Origin of the sequence: Pseudomonas sp. LS1212 (genome assembly GCF_024741815.1) — a bacterium.
Taxonomy (GTDB): domain Bacteria; phylum Pseudomonadota; class Gammaproteobacteria; order Pseudomonadales; family Pseudomonadaceae; genus Aquipseudomonas.
Window position 1 is genome coordinate 419,069 of sequence record NZ_CP102951.1, and the last position, 12,843, is coordinate 431,911.

Below are 12,843 nucleotides of genomic sequence, written 5' to 3' on the forward strand. Positions count from 1 at the left end.
GACTGAAAGGGGCGCTCAGGACCAGCGGCGGAAAATCAGCGAAGTGTTCACCCCGCCGAAAGCGAAGTTGTTGTTCATCACGTACTGATGTTGCATCTGCCGGAACTCACCGCACAGGTAATCCAGTTCGCCGCAGCGCGGGTCGATGTGATCGAGATTGAGGGTGTGGGCATAACGATCCTGATTCATCATCTCGATGCTGAACCAGGATTCCAGCGCGCCACAGGCGCCGAGTGTATGGCCCAGAAAACTCTTCTGCGAGCTGATCGGCATGCGTGGGCCGAACAGGCTGCTGGTGGCCAGGGTCTCGGCGATGTCGCCTTGTTCGGTGGCCGTGCCATGGCCGTTCACATAGCCGATGGCTTCGGGGGGCAGTCCGGCATCTTCGAGCGCCAGTTCCATGGCCCGGCGCATGGTGGCCTGTTCCGGTCGGGTGATGTGCTGGCCGTCGGCATTGCTGCCAAAGCCGACCACCTCGGCATAGATGTGCGCACCTCGGGCCAGGGCGTGTTCGAGTTCTTCGAGCACCATCATGCCGCCACCTTCACCGATCACCAGGCCGTCGCGATCCAGGTCGTAGGGCCGAGGGCTGGTGTGCGGGGCATTGTTTTTCAGGCTGGTGGCGTAGAGCGCGTCAAAGACCATGGCTTCGGTCGGGCAGAGCTCTTCGGCGCCACCGGCGAGCATCAGCGGCAGGCGCCCGAACTTGATCGCTTCATAGGCGTAGCCGATACCCTGGCTGCCGCTGGTGCAGGCGCTGGACGTGGGGATCAGGCGCCCGGTCAGGCCAAAGAAGATACTGATATTGGCCGCCGTCGTGTGCGGCATCATCCGTACATAGGTGTTGGCGTTGAGCCCGTCGGCCAGCGAATTGGTCAGCATATTGCCGAAGGTCTTGAGCTCGTCGGTGCTGCCGGTGGAAGAGCCGCAGGCCACGCCCATGCGGCCGTCACGTATCGACGGGTCGTCCAGCAGGCCGGCATCGCGCAGGGCGTTCTCCGAGGCGGCCACGGCCAGGCGCGAAACCCGGCCCATGCTGCGCAGTTGCTTGCGGGTCCAGTGCGACGGCACCTTGAAGTCATCGATGGGGCCGGCCAGGCGGGTATTGAGTTCAATGAAGCGGTCCCATTCGTCCATCCGGCGGATGCCGCTCCGGTTGGCGCTGAAGTGAGCGGCAATAGTGTTCCAGTCGTTGCCCAGAGAGGTAATACCGGCCATGCCGGTGACGACGACGCGTTTCATTAACACAGGCCTCCATTGACGGCCAGGACCTGGCGGGTGATGTAGGCCGCTTCGGCCGACATCAGGAAGTTCACGGCCCCGGCGACTTCCTCGGCGGTGCCCAGGCGCTGCGCGGGGATCATTTTCATGAGTTCTTCGAGCGGTACGTGCTCGTCGAGCATGGCCGTGTCGATCAGTCCGGGGGCCACGCAGTTAACTGTTATCTTGCGCTTGCCCAGCTCAATCGCCAATGCCTTGGCCGCGCCGATCACGCCGGCTTTTGAGGCGCTGTAGTTGACCTGGCCGCGGTTACCGATCATTCCGGAAACGGAGGTAATGCAGACGATCCGGCCGGGGGCGCGGCGGCGGATCATCGGCATCGTCAGTGGGTGCAGGACGTTGTAAAAACCGTCCAGATTGGTGCGCATCACCAGGTCCCAATCCTCTTCGCTCAGGGCCGGAAAGGCGCCGTCGCGGGTCAGGCCGGCATTGCAGACCACGCCGTAGTAAGCGCCGTGGGTTTCCACGTCTTCACTGAGTATGGCTGCGCAGGCGGCTCGGTCGGCGACGTCGAATTGCAGGACCCGCGCCTGTCGGCCCAGGGCCTGGACTTCGTTGCGCACGGCGTCTGCTTCGGCACGACCGCTGCGACAGTGCAGCACCAGATCGTAGCCGGCCTTGGCCAGGCGCAGGGCGATGGCTCGTCCGATTCCGCGGCTGGAGCCGGTGACCAGAATGGTGTCAGTCATGGGGGGACTCCTGTGCGTTGTCTTCGGCGAGGTAGCGGGCGGGGTGGGGCGGGCTGTAAACATTCAGGCGCGCCTGGACATCAATGCCCGGCCCGGTCAGGTGGCATTCGAAAATGCCCATGCCGTTTTCGTCTTCCAGCGAGCGAGTGGCGTGAATAACCAGCTCCGCGCCCAGCGGGAAGTGCTCCACATTGCTCTCGAATTTGCGCGTACCGAGTAAAAAACCCAGCGCTGCGGGCTTGCCAGACAGCCGGGCCCGGCAACCGGCGAAGGCAGCGATACTCTGGGCCATCATCTCGACGCCGACCCAGGCTGGAAGGCTGCCATCGGCGCGGTTGAACAAACCATCGGGGCGTACCGTCAGGCGCGTGAGAATCTGCTCCTCATCGAACGACTCGACCTGATCGATCAGGATCATGTCGCCGGCATGGGGAATGAGTTCGGCCACAGGCCAGGTGATCATGGGGCGTCTCCGAGAATCAGACAGGCATTGTTGCCGCCGAAGGCGAATGAATTGCTCATCAAGCGCCGCGGCGCATTTGCGGGCAGGCACTCACCGGATTTGACCAGATTCAAGGCCGGTAGATCCACGTCCTGCTGGCCATCCCAGACATGGGGTGGCAGTTGGTTCCGGGTATTTTCCGCCGCCAGCGTCAGCCAGCAGAAAGCGGCTTCCAGCGCCCCGGCGGCGCCGAGGGTGTGGCCGCTCATGGGTTTGGTCGAAGAACAGGGTACGCCCTCGGGGAACAGGGCCTGTACCGCCAGGCTTTCCATCGCATCGTTGTGTTGCGTGGCGGTGCCGTGCAAGTTCAGGTAGTCGATCTGCCGGGGTTGCAGCTGTGCATGCTGCAGCGCTTTGCGCATGGCCACCAGGGCGCCTGCGCCGGTCGGCTCCGGCGCGGAAATATGGTGCGCGTCGCTACTGGCACCATAGCCGAGCAGGGCAATGGTCGGGGCATTCGCGTCACGTTCCCTGCTCATCAGAAAGAGTGCGGCAGCCTCACCGATGTTGATGCCGTCGCGGTTGCGCGAAAAGGGATTGCAGCGCTGGCTGCTGATCGCTTCCAGGGCCAGGAAACCATTGAGCGTCAGCTGGCACAGGCTATCGACGCCACCGCAGATCACGGCATCGCAGATACCCAGGTCAAGCAGCCGCTGTGCGCTCATCAGGGCCCGGGCACTCGACGTGCAGGCGGTGGAAATGACATAGGCCGGCCCGCTCAGCTGCAACCAGTCGGCGAGGAAGTTCGCCGGGGCGCTGAGCTCCTGCTGGTGGTAGTCGTAGCTGCTCGGAAAGTGCTGATCGCGCAGGTAGGCCGCAATGCCGTGGCTGGCTTCATCGATACCCGAGGTGCTGGTGCCCAGCACAATGCCAATGCGCGAGCTGCCGTAACGCTGGATTGCCCGGCGAATCTCATCCTCGATTTGCAGGGCCGCGTCGAACAGCAATCGATTGTTGCGGCTGCCGTGCTGCTGCAAGTGCGCCGGCAGCTGCGGTAACTCGCCGCGCACGGCGGCCACCGGCAAGGCACGGTCGGGCACCCAACCGGCCGCTTCGCGCATGCCGCTGGTATCGGCGGCAAACAAGTGGGTCGAGACTTCGGTCTTGTTGCCACCCAAGGCGCAATTCAGGCCCAGGGCATTGAGGTAAGCCGTCATGGTGCGCTCTCGCGGGGCAGTGGGCTGACCTGATAACGCAGGCCCTGCTCCAGATTCAAGGTAAATGCCTGAGGCTGGCGATAAATCACATGCCAGCGCTCGGCGAGCTGGCGCCGATTGCCCAGCTGGCTTGCTCCGGGATAGTTGCGCTGGAGTTCGCCGGCGGGCGTCAATGCGAACAACACTGCGGCGAACAGCTCGCGAGCCTGCGGGTTCGGTGGCAACAGACCGTCGGCTTGCCACTGCTGTTGCCTGAGCAATTGCCGCGCCTGGGGAATGCCCAACAGGTCGAGCATCGACCATCGCAGGCTGTCGCCTTCACGCTGGATGACCAGTAGCCAATCCTGTTGCTGCCCGGCTTGCCGCTGCTCGACATGCAGTTGCAGCGGCAAGGTCAGTGTCGGCACTTGCTCGGGCAGCGGCGGTTTGCTCACGCACGCGCTGAGCAAGAGCAGGCACCCGAAAAGCCAGAGACGGCTCATTTTGCCGGGCTCGCATGGCCGCGGGCCCAGGGCGCCAGCAGAAAACTGAAGGCCAGGCCCAGGCTGACCGCCAAACCGAAGTTGCTCACCGCCGGGGTTTTGGAAACGGCCAGCAGGCCGAACGACAGCCAGGTGGTTGCAGCAGCCAGCAGCGTGCCGAGCAGGCTGACGGCGGCGCCGCCGATCTGTTCGCGCATCAAGATGGCGTAATCGACGCTGATGGCCGTTACCAGCAACAGGCCGAACAGGCTGAACAAGGTCAGCGGTTGCCCCAGCCAGCCCAGGCTCGCCAGGCTGCACAGCGCCGCCAGCAGCGGCAGGGCAACCAGACGCAATGCGCCGCCAAGGCCGAAAGGCAGGATCAGCAACAGCACGATCAGCGCACAGGACAGCAGTTTGAGTTCGGCGGCGCTGATTTGCGTGTCGGCGAAGACGCCGTTCAGCTCGGCGAGCCGGTCGACCAGCTGCACGCCCTCCAGATCCTGCGCCTGGAGCCGCAGCAGCTCGGTATCGTTCAAACCTTGCAAACTGACCATTGCCGCGACACCGTCGCCGGTATCGCCCAGCCAAAGCATGCGCCAGGGTTCGCCCAGCGGCCCCGCCAAGGCCTGTTCGACGCTTTGGATGGGCAGGGCCTGCAACTGCGCCAACTCTGCCTGCAAGGCACTGACCGGTACGCCCAGTGCCAGCAGTGGCTGCCAGAACTGCGGGAGTTTGCCCAGCGCCGTGCGTAGTTGTTGTTGCTCGGCCGGGCTGTCGACCAACTGGTTGATGGCCAGGTAGCCCTGCAATTCGTCAAGGCTGACCAATTGATCCAGGCGGTGGCTCAAGGCTTCCTGGCGTTCGAGCAGTTGCTGTTGATCGGCGCCGCGAACCAGGAAGAACTGGCTGGTGGGCTGATAGCCAGTAATGCGGGCAATGGTTTGGGCTTCTTCGAGCAGATGGGGCGAGCTGCCGACCCATTGGCGAATGTCATTGCGGGTGTCCAGTTGCCACAGGCCGGCCGCGCAGAACATCAGCGTCAGCCCCAGTAGCCAGGGGCTGGCGACGCGCCGCAGCAACGCCTGGCGCACGCTCAACAAGGTTTCTGCGATACGCAGTGGCCACTGGGCGGGTGCCAGTTGCGTGCCATTGAGCAGGGCGGGCAGCAGGCATACGGCGGTCAGATAAGCGCCGATCAGGCCGGCTGCGGAAAACACGGCGATCTGGGTCAGGGCCGGGAAGGGCGTGAATGCCAGGGCCAGGTAGCCGATGCAACTGGTTATCAGGCTCAGGCTCAGGCCGGGCAAGGTCAGCCGCAGGGCGGGCCAGCTGTGCCACGGGCGCAGGCTCCAGCTTTTCGACAGGTAATGCAGCGGGTAGTCGACGGCGACGCCAATCAGGCTGGAGCCCAGCACCAGGGTCATCACATGGATATGACCGAACAGTGCTACGCAGGCCACGGCGCCGAACAGCATGCCGACCAACACCGGCACGAACGCGAGCAGTACCCGCAGCCGCCGAAACGCCAACAGCAACAGCAGCAGGATGGCGACAGTGGCGCCGCCACCGACCCAGGTGATTTCCCGCGAGGCCTGGCGCTGGCCGCTGGCGGCATACAGCAGGCCGCTGGCGGCCAACAGTTGTGCGTCGGCTGCACCGGCCTGGGCGCGAGCCTGTTCGAGCAGGTCGGCCACCAGCAACGGCAGTTTCATGTCGAAAGCGTTGCCCAGGGTGCGCGCCCGCAAGAGTACCCAGTGCTTGCCCTCGGCCTCGGCAACCAATGCGCCGCTGCCAATGTCCAGTTGCACCGTGCCATGGCGAGGCTGGCTCTCCTGAATGCGCGAAGTCAGGCCGAGCCAGTCGTCCTGGCTGGCGACCAGGCTGAACCCACCGAAGGGGTCGAACAGGGTCTGGACCCGTTGCTCGATAAAGGCTTTGGGCTGTTCGATCAGATGCTTGCGGTCGGTTGCCGAGAGCATCGCCAGGCGGCCTTGCAAGAGCTGCTGGCGCAAGGCCGGCAAGTCGGCCTGCAGGTTCCACTGGACCTTTTCGAACACGCCGCTGGCCTGCCACTGTTCACTCAGCCGTTGTGCCAGGGCAATGGCCTGGTCGCGATCGGCGTGGCCCACCAGTACCAGCATCTCGCGGTTCAGCGGCTCTTGCATGCGTTGCTCGGCCCGTTTTACCAGCGCATCGGGCGTGGCCCCGGGAACCAGCTCCATCAGGTCGGCCGAGAGGGGCGGGCCGGCATGCCATTGCCAGCCGGCCAGGGCCAGGACTGCCAGCAGCAGGGCCAGGAACAGGCGCGGGAGCAGGCGTTTACTGAGCGAAGTCATGGTGCTGTGCATCACTCAAGGTTGTGGCGCTGCGGCTGGCAGGCATACGCAAAACGGTGCTGTCGCCCTGGGCCTCCAACAGTTCGATGCGCTCGACGAATTCACCGCCGAAGATATCGATCCGGTTGAAGACTTGCTTGAGCAGCAGCGAGCGAGGGATCAGGTGCAGTTGCCAGTGCTGGGCATCACCCTGCAGGCTGAGTTCGAAATCACGTTGCAGGCCGCTGCTGTCGCCTTGCAGAACGGCGAAGAACAGCCGGTTCTGCTCGGCGCCGGCGCTTTTGCCGGGCAGCATGTGCCAGCCATCGGCGTCGCGACGGGCGATGCCGCTAGCGTTGATCCGGTAGTCTTGCTGCAAGGGAGACTTGAGCAGCCAGAGCAGCCCGGTGTCTTTGGCCAGGACAAATTGCCCCTTGCTGATCAAGGGCTGGGGCAAGGCGCGCAAGTGCTTCTCCTGGATGAAATCACCCTGGACCACGGCCGGCCTGGCCAATTGTTCGCTCAGGTCATTCAGATCGAATGCGCAAGCCGGCCCACTTGCAGCAAGAATCGTCAGCAGGCTGATACAGCGCAGTAGCCAGTTCATGCCAGGGCCTTCTGCACGGCGTCGAGAAATACCTGCGGCGAGGCCAGTTGCATCTCCCGGCTGGCCAGGTCCACGGCCACCTGCACGGAGCTGGCGCGGGTCATGCGTTCGCCTGTGGCGGCATCGCTGATCAGGTAGCTGATCTTCAGCCGGTTTTCCCACTCCACGAGGCTGGCGCGCACCACCAGGCGCTGGCCGAAGGTGGCGCCGCGCAGGTAGCGCAGTTGCAGGTCGATCACCGGCCACGCATAGCCGCTGGCTTGCATCTGCAGGTAGTTGTGTTCGAGCTTGTCGAGCAGGGCGCAGCGCCCGATCTCCAGGTATTTCACGTAGTGGCCATGCCAGACCACGTTCATGGGGTCGATATCGAAGAACGGCACGACGATCTCGCTCTCGATGTGAAGGACGCCTTTACTGCGCATGCAGCCTCCAATGTTGTTCGGCAATGCGCTGCAGGCACAACCGCAGTTCGGCTTCCAGGGCGCGGTCTTCGATGACCGGGGCAAAGTCTTCGGCCAGCGCGCGATGCATTTGGGCCAGTGCCGGTGGCAGCGGGCGGGCATCTTCGGCGCGGCCGCGCAGCCAGAGACCCTGCTGGGCGGCCAGCAACGTGGCCGCCGCGACCTGTTCGGTCAGTTCCAGTACGCGCAGGGCATCGCGCGCGGCGATGGTGCCCATGCTGACCTTGTCCTGGTTGTGGCATTCGGTGGAGCGCGAGAACACGCTGGCCGGCAGGGTGTTTTTCAGCGCTTCGGCGGTCCAGGCGCTGGCGCCGATCTGCACGGCCTTGAAACCATGATTGAGCATCGCCCGCTCATCGCTGGCGCCGGACAGGTTGCTTGGCAGGCCGTGGTTGTAACGCTCGTCCACCAGCAGGGCCAGTTGCCGATCGAGCAGGTCGGAAACGTTGGCCACCAGGGTCTTGAGGCTGTCCATGGCAAAGGCGATATGCCCGCCATAGAAATGCCCGCCGTGCAGCACACGCTCGGCCTCGGCGTCGATGATCGGGTTGTCGTTGGCGCTGTTGAGTTCAGTCTCGATGAAACTGCGCAACCAGCCCAGGCTGTCGGCCAGCACCCCCAGAACATGGGGCGCGCAGCGCAACGAGTAACGGTCCTGCAGGCGATGAAGGGGCGCGGTTGGTGCATCGATGGCCAGGTCCTGGCGTAGCCAGGCGGCCACCTGCATTTGCCCCGGATGCGGTTTGGTGGCGAACAGGCGCTCGTCGAAGTGTTCGGGGTTGCCTTGCAGGGCGACCACGTTCATGGCCGTTATGCGGGTTGCCAGCTTGAGCAGGTAGTCGGCGCGGGCGAAGGCCAGGCAGGCGAGCCCGGTCATCACTGCCGTGCCGTTCATCAGCGCCAGGGCTTCCTTGGGCCGCAATACCAGCGGCTCCCAGCCCAGTTCGTGGTGTACGTCCAGGGCCGCACGGCGCTCACCGCGGTACATGACCTCGCGCTCGCCGGACAATGTCGCGGCCACATAGGACAGGGGCGTCAGGTCGCCGCTGGCGCCGACCGAGCCTTCTTCCGGGATCAGCGGCAGGATGTCGTGTTCGAGAAAGGCCTGCATGCGCTCCAGCAGCTCGACACGTACGCCCGATACCCCCTGGCAAAGCGACTGCAAGCGTGCAGCGAGCACGGCGCGGGTCGCCTGGGCATCGAGCAACTTGCCCAGCCCGCAGCCATGGAAGGTGTACAGATGTCGGGGCAAGGCCTCGACGTGCTCGAGCGGCACGGCCACTACGCACGAGTCGCCATAACCGGTCGTGACGCCGTAAATAACGCCTTCCCTGTCCAGCAGGGAGTCGAGGAACCGCGGGCCGCGGGCAATCATCTCGCGGAAGTCGGGGTCGCTCTGCAACTGTACGGGAGCCTGGCGGTTGGCCAGGGCCAGCACCTCTTCGATGCGCAGTGGGGACAGGCCGAAAGTTACCGGCTCAAGCGGATGCGTCGTCATCGGTCTTCCAGAAGGGGTAGAAATTGAACCATTGTTGGGGCGCTTGCAGGCAGTACTGGCCCAAACGCTCGGCGTAACGTGCCGCCCATGTGGAGATTATCTGCTCGCGATTGCTGCGGCGCCATTCAATGGCCTCGGCGAACGGCTCGAGGATGACCCGGTAGCGGCCCTGCTGCTTGAGGCACAGAATCAGGTTGATCGGGCATTGAAGCAGGCCGGCCAGCAGCCATGGGCCTTGCGGGAAGGCAGCGCGATGGCCGAGGAAGTCGACCTGTACATTGCGCCCGCCATGCAGCGGTACGCGGTCACCGGCGATGGCTAGCCATTCGCCGTTGTCCAGGCGCTGACTCAACTGCAACATGACGCCCGGGTCCAGCTCACTGACCTGGATCAGGCGCAGGTTGGTGGCGCCGGCTTCACCGAGCAAGCGGTTGAAGAGTTCGGCATGCCTGGTGTGGACCAGCACATTCATGGTCAGGCTGGGTGACCGACAGGGAGACGGTGTCGGCGCTGAACTGGTCGTTCTGGTTGTTGGCCTGGGACTCCTCATCTAACTGACCGCCATGGCCAAATCGGGAGTTGATGCCAACCTGCGGCAGCAAACCGCCTCGACCAATCGCTTCCTCCTGGCGAGAGGCCTGGTAGTCATGGCCGGCGACCTGATAGGTGGCATCGTTTTGCCGGGAGGCATCGTAGAGCTCGGTCAGCGACAACCGGGCATCGCCGGCCCAGAGTTGGCAGCACCAGAAAAAAGAGAACAAGGCTGTACTTGCGCGCACTGTCATTCTTCCTTGAAGGCGCCAACCAAACGCTCGGTAATGGGTTGCATCAGGTAGTTCGCCAGCGTCCGCTCACCGGTCTTGACCAGCACTTCGGCCTGCATCCCCGGCTTGATATCGAGCCCGGCGTCGCGCAGCTCGATGATGTCTTGCGGGCTGACCTGCACTTCGACCGAGAAGTAGGGCGCTCCGGTATGTTCGTCGATCAACTGGTCAGCCGATACCGTCGTCACGTTGCCCGTTATGACGGGGGTCTGGATCCGCTGCAACGAGCCAAAACGGACATCAACCGGCAGGCCTGGTTTAAGCCGGTCGGCCATCATGGGCTCGAAATGGGCCTTGACCACCCAACTGGAGCCTTGCGGGACGATGTCCATCAGCCGTTGCCCCGCCGGTGCGACACCGCCAACGGTGTGCACGGCCAGCCCCATCACCTGGCCGGCGGCCGGGGCGAGAACGGAGCCGTTGCGCACCTCGAAATCGAGCGCCTTGATCTGCTCGGTGAGGCTCGATGTTTGCGCGGAGACCTGGGTCAGTTGCGACTCGGCTTCGCTGCGGAAAGCCTGGGCCTGTTGCAATGCCTTGAGCTTGCTTTCGTTGATCGCCTGCCGAGTGCGGCCGATATCGGAAATCGCCGAGGCCAACTGAGCGCCCAGTTGCGCCGCGTTGCGTTCGGCTTCGAACAGGCGGTTGCGCGGCAGATAGCCCTCCTGCGCCAGCTCGCGCAGCCCCTTGAGCTCCTGCTGCTGATACTGCAGCTGTACCGCGTGGTTGCGCTTGATCTCTTGATAACCGGCCAGTTGCTCGGCCAGCGAGGTCATTTCGTGTTGGTTGATTTGCAGCCGGCTGGCCAGTTCGGCGCGGCGGGTGACGAACAGATAGCCTTGCAGCTCCATCGCGGCGCGAGCCCGTGGGTCGTCGGCCTTGGCCAGTAAATCCGCGAACCAGTCGATACTGTCGCGATCCAGGCGTTCGGCCATCAACCGTGCCTCGACGGCGCGCGCGCTCAGCCATTGCCCCAGGGCAACGTCAAGCTGGGACTGCGCCTGGATGATATTGAGCTGCACCACGACCTGGCCTTGCTGCACCCGGTCGCCCTCGCGCACCAAGATGCGTTCGATCACGCCGCCCGCCAGCGACTGCACGGTCTTGCGCTCGCCGGACACCACCACGGTGCCGCTACCAACCACGCCTCGATCGAGCGGGGCGAAGCCGGCCCACAGGAAAAAACCACCCAGGCCCAGGGCCAACAGCCACAAGCCCAAACGGGCAATGCCCGCGGCATCGGCATCGGGCGCCGGCGTGTCGGCCGACATATCGTTCTGAAGGGTTTGCATTGTTGTCTCAGGCCTGCTGGTTGCTGGGTTCGGCGGTTTTCTGCGCCGGTGTAGGCGGTGGCAACAGGGCTTTAAGTACCTGATCCCGCAGGCCGAACAGTTGCTGCACACCGTCCCTGAGGAACAGGAGTTTGTCGACCACGCCGAGAATGCTCGGCCTGTGGGTCACCAGCACCACGGTAGAGCCAGCTGCCTTCAACTTGCCGACAGCCTGTACCAGAGCGGCCTCGCCCGCTTCGTCCAGGTTGGAGTTGGGTTCATCCAGCACCACCAGCGCCGGCTGGCCATAGAGAGCACGGGCCAGACCGATGCGCTGCTTCTGGCCACCCGACAGCCCCAGCCCACCGACGCCCAGCAAGGTGTCATAGCCTTTGGGGAAGTGCAGAATCATTTCGTGGATGCCGGCCAGCCGTGCGGCCTCGATCACCTTGAGCGAGTCCACCTGGCCAAAGCGAGCGATGTTTTCGGCGATGGTGCCGTCGAACAGCTCGATGTCCTGCGGCAAGTAGCCCAGATGAGGGCCAAGCGCCTCGCGTGACCACTGACTGACCTCGGCATCGTCCAGCCGGACCGAGCCTTGGCTCGCTGGCCAGATGCCGACCATGGCCCGCGCCAGGGAGGACTTGCCTGAAGCGCTTGGGCCGATGACCGCCAACACCTCGCCCTTGGCCAGGGTAATCGTCACCCCGTTCACCGCAGGCCGTTGAGTACCGGGCGGGGTGACCACCAGTTTATCGAGGCGCACCGCGCCGGTCGGTGCCGGCAGGGCCATGCGTGGTTGTGGCTTGGGGAATTCTTCGAGGAGGCGGTTCAGGCGCTGATAGCTGCTCTTGGCGTTGCCCATCTGCTTCCACGAGCCAATGAGCGCCTCCACCGGCGCCATGGCCCGACCCAACAGCACCGACACGGCGATCATCACCCCGGCCGAGATCTGGTTTTCCATCACCAACACGGCGCCCAGCCCCAGGGACAGGGATTGCCAGGTCATGCGCACGAAGCGGGTCATCGCGGAAATCCGCGCGCTGCGGTCGCTGGCCTCGGCCTGCGCGGTGATGATGCGCTGCTGCACATTGAACCAGCGCCGGCGCAGCACGCTCAGCATCCCCATCGCCTGAATGACTTCGGCATTCTGCAGGGTGCTGTTCACATAATTGGCCGAGGCGACGGAAAGGCGGTTGGCTTCGGCCATGCTCTTGCGGGTAGCGAGCTCGTTCCAGACGGCGAGCGCGGCGAGGATAACGGAACCGACGACCGTAAAGACCCCCAGCCAGGGGTGAAAGAGAAAGGTCGCAACCAGATAAATCGGCAGCCACGGGGCATCGAACAGGGCAATCAGCCCGGGGCCGGTGACGAACTGGCGAAGGGTGTTCAGATCACTCAACACCTGCGCCGGGTTGGCGCTGTGTTCCTTCAGGCTGCGCTCGAAGGCCGCGCCGAATACCCGCTCACCGAGCTCGGCGTCGATGCCGGCGCTCATCTTGATCATCACCTGACCGCGGACCCACTCCAGCGCACAGCTCAGCAAATAGAAGCCGAGCAGAATCAGGCTCAACATCAGCAACGTGGTTTCGTTGCGGCTGGTCAGAACGCGGTCGAAGACCTGCATCATGTAAACCGAGGGTACCAGCATCAGCAGGTTGATCACCCCGCTGAATAGCGCGAGCACCCCGAAAAGGCGACGGTAACGCAGCAAAGCTGCATCGATGTCTCGCCCGGCATCAAGAATGAGTCGCATAAAATCCAAGAAATAGAA

General features: G+C 64.0%; 12 protein-coding genes and 1 pseudogene. All 13 read right to left on the reverse strand.

Annotated features, from left to right (window positions below; genetic code table 11):
• Window positions 1-15 precede the first annotated feature (15 nt).
• The 13 genes and pseudogenes from NVV94_RS02005 to NVV94_RS02065 all read right to left on the reverse strand — a co-directional run bounded on the left by NVV94_RS02005 (window position 16) and on the right by NVV94_RS02065 (window position 12,825).
• Complete coding sequence (locus NVV94_RS02005; protein ID WP_258445595.1) at window positions 16-1,242, reverse strand: beta-ketoacyl-ACP synthase; 1,227 nt, start codon at window positions 1,240-1,242, stop codon at window positions 16-18.
• Window positions 1,242-1,970 (reverse strand): 3-oxoacyl-ACP reductase FabG, encoded by a 729-nt coding sequence (gene fabG, locus NVV94_RS02010; protein WP_258445596.1) that lies wholly within the window; start codon window positions 1,968-1,970, stop codon window positions 1,242-1,244. Before fabG ends, NVV94_RS02005 begins: the two co-directional genes overlap by 1 nt.
• Window positions 1,963-2,433 (reverse strand): hotdog family protein, encoded by a 471-nt coding sequence (locus NVV94_RS02015; RefSeq protein ID WP_258445597.1) that lies wholly within the window; start codon window positions 2,431-2,433, stop codon window positions 1,963-1,965. Before NVV94_RS02015 ends, fabG begins: the two co-directional genes overlap by 8 nt.
• A complete protein-coding gene (locus NVV94_RS02020; RefSeq protein WP_258445598.1) occupies window positions 2,430-3,629 on the reverse strand; it encodes a beta-ketoacyl-[acyl-carrier-protein] synthase family protein in 1,200 nt (399 codons plus the stop codon). The genes NVV94_RS02015 and NVV94_RS02020 overlap by 4 nt, the downstream gene beginning before the upstream one ends.
• Window positions 3,626-4,111, reverse strand: coding sequence for a DUF3261 domain-containing protein (locus NVV94_RS02025; protein WP_258445599.1), 486 nt, complete (start codon window positions 4,109-4,111; stop codon window positions 3,626-3,628). Before NVV94_RS02025 ends, NVV94_RS02020 begins: the two co-directional genes overlap by 4 nt.
• Window positions 4,108-6,429 (reverse strand): MMPL family transporter, encoded by a 2,322-nt coding sequence (locus NVV94_RS02030; RefSeq protein WP_258445600.1) that lies wholly within the window; start codon window positions 6,427-6,429, stop codon window positions 4,108-4,110. The genes NVV94_RS02025 and NVV94_RS02030 overlap by 4 nt, the downstream gene beginning before the upstream one ends.
• Entirely contained in the window at window positions 6,413-7,015 is a 603-nt protein-coding gene (locus tag NVV94_RS02035; RefSeq protein ID WP_258445601.1) for an outer membrane lipoprotein carrier protein LolA, read from the reverse strand. Before NVV94_RS02035 ends, NVV94_RS02030 begins: the two co-directional genes overlap by 17 nt.
• Entirely contained in the window at window positions 7,012-7,437 is a 426-nt protein-coding gene (locus tag NVV94_RS02040) for a thioesterase family protein (RefSeq protein ID WP_258445602.1), read from the reverse strand. The genes NVV94_RS02035 and NVV94_RS02040 overlap by 4 nt, the downstream gene beginning before the upstream one ends.
• Entirely contained in the window at window positions 7,427-8,974 is a 1,548-nt protein-coding gene (hutH, locus tag NVV94_RS02045; RefSeq protein ID WP_258445603.1) for a histidine ammonia-lyase, read from the reverse strand. The genes NVV94_RS02040 and hutH overlap by 11 nt, the downstream gene beginning before the upstream one ends.
• A pseudogene (locus tag NVV94_RS02050) lies at window positions 8,955-9,452 on the reverse strand (glycosyl transferase); the annotation flags it as partial. The pseudogene NVV94_RS02050 and the gene hutH, both read right to left, overlap by 20 nt.
• Window positions 9,391-9,759, reverse strand: a complete 369-nt coding sequence (locus NVV94_RS02055) for a TolC family protein (protein WP_258445604.1) — start codon at window positions 9,757-9,759, stop codon at window positions 9,391-9,393. The pseudogene NVV94_RS02050 and the gene NVV94_RS02055, both read right to left, overlap by 62 nt.
• Complete coding sequence (locus NVV94_RS02060) at window positions 9,756-11,090, reverse strand: HlyD family type I secretion periplasmic adaptor subunit (RefSeq protein ID WP_408733445.1); 1,335 nt, start codon at window positions 11,088-11,090, stop codon at window positions 9,756-9,758. The genes NVV94_RS02055 and NVV94_RS02060 overlap by 4 nt, the downstream gene beginning before the upstream one ends.
• A gap of 7 nt (window positions 11,091-11,097) precedes the next feature.
• Window positions 11,098-12,825: a type I secretion system permease/ATPase gene (locus tag NVV94_RS02065; protein ID WP_258445605.1), complete on the reverse strand. Its 1,728-nt coding sequence runs from the start codon at window positions 12,823-12,825 to the stop codon at window positions 11,098-11,100.
• Window positions 12,826-12,843 lie beyond the last annotated feature (18 nt).

Coding starts and splice junctions, on each gene's coding strand:
- NVV94_RS02005 (WP_258445595.1), bottom strand. CDS start 1,242: ATGAAACGCGTCGTCGTCACCGGCATGGCCGGTATTACCTCTCTGGGC.
- fabG (WP_258445596.1), bottom strand. CDS start 1,970: ATGACTGACACCATTCTGGTCACCGGCTCCAGCCGCGGAATCGGACGA.
- NVV94_RS02015 (WP_258445597.1), bottom strand. CDS start 2,433: ATGATCACCTGGCCTGTGGCCGAACTCATTCCCCATGCCGGCGACATG.
- NVV94_RS02020 (WP_258445598.1), bottom strand. CDS start 3,629: ATGACGGCTTACCTCAATGCCCTGGGCCTGAATTGCGCCTTGGGTGGC.
- NVV94_RS02025 (WP_258445599.1), bottom strand. CDS start 4,111: ATGAGCCGTCTCTGGCTTTTCGGGTGCCTGCTCTTGCTCAGCGCGTGC.
- NVV94_RS02030 (WP_258445600.1), bottom strand. CDS start 6,429: ATGACTTCGCTCAGTAAACGCCTGCTCCCGCGCCTGTTCCTGGCCCTG.
- NVV94_RS02035 (WP_258445601.1), bottom strand. CDS start 7,015: ATGAACTGGCTACTGCGCTGTATCAGCCTGCTGACGATTCTTGCTGCA.
- NVV94_RS02040 (WP_258445602.1), bottom strand. CDS start 7,437: ATGCGCAGTAAAGGCGTCCTTCACATCGAGAGCGAGATCGTCGTGCCG.
- hutH (WP_258445603.1), bottom strand. CDS start 8,974: ATGACGACGCATCCGCTTGAGCCGGTAACTTTCGGCCTGTCCCCACTG.
- NVV94_RS02055 (WP_258445604.1), bottom strand. CDS start 9,759: ATGACAGTGCGCGCAAGTACAGCCTTGTTCTCTTTTTTCTGGTGCTGC.
- NVV94_RS02060 (WP_408733445.1), bottom strand. CDS start 11,090: ATGCAAACCCTTCAGAACGATATGTCGGCCGACACGCCGGCGCCCGAT.
- NVV94_RS02065 (WP_258445605.1), bottom strand. CDS start 12,825: ATGCGACTCATTCTTGATGCCGGGCGAGACATCGATGCAGCTTTGCTG.